The 704-nt window shown below is 65.6% G+C and carries 1 protein-coding gene; it reads left to right on the top strand.

The window, feature by feature from the left end; translation table 11 throughout:
• Positions 1–158: 158 nt before the first annotated feature.
• A partial coding sequence (locus AC1DYG_RS18685; RefSeq protein ID WP_477641368.1) for an AMP-binding protein occupies positions 159–704 on the top strand: 546 nt, incomplete at its 3' end.

Raw genomic sequence — 704 nt, forward strand, 5'->3', positions numbered from 1 at the left:
CATTCGGGCCCACCGCGACAGCAGCTCGTTCAGCCATGCTGAACATCGTAGCGATCGGATCACCGCGTCCGATGATGTCTCCGTGTCGTAGGGTTTAGTGCGTCTCGCCGAGCGTCCTCCGAGGCGGCAAGCAGTGCGGGATCGAGAGAGGTGAGAAGGTGACATCCCCGAACAGGCCGTGGCTCGCCAGTTTCCCCGCCGAGCATCCCGATTCGATCACTCCCGACTTCGACAACGCGTTGGCGATGTTCGACGCCGCCGTGCAGCGGGCGCCGGCGGACGTCGCCATCCACTACTTCGACGGCACGCTCACCTACGGTGAACTGTCCGCGGCGGCGGATGCTCTGGCCTGTCACCTCCAAGAACGGGGATTCGGCCGCGGAGACCGCCTGGCGGTGTGCACGCAGAACAACCCGGCGTTCCTGATCGGTGTCGTCGCGGCGTGGCGTGCGGGCGGCACATCCGTGTCGCTCAGCCCGATGTGCAAGGAACGGGAGTTCGCCCATTTCGTGAGCGACTGCCGTCCCAACGCAATTCTGATCCTCGAGGACGTGTTCGAGACCGTTGCTCAGGCAGCGCTTCGTGAATGTCCCATCGGCAACATCGTCACCGTGTCGGCACTCGACGGCCAGAGCCGCAACGACGCCCGCCTGTTCGCCGCGAGCCGCCGGATCCCGACCGGCGCCACGGACCTGTACGAACTG

The organism is Pedococcus sp. P1_H8 (assembly GCF_056405175.1).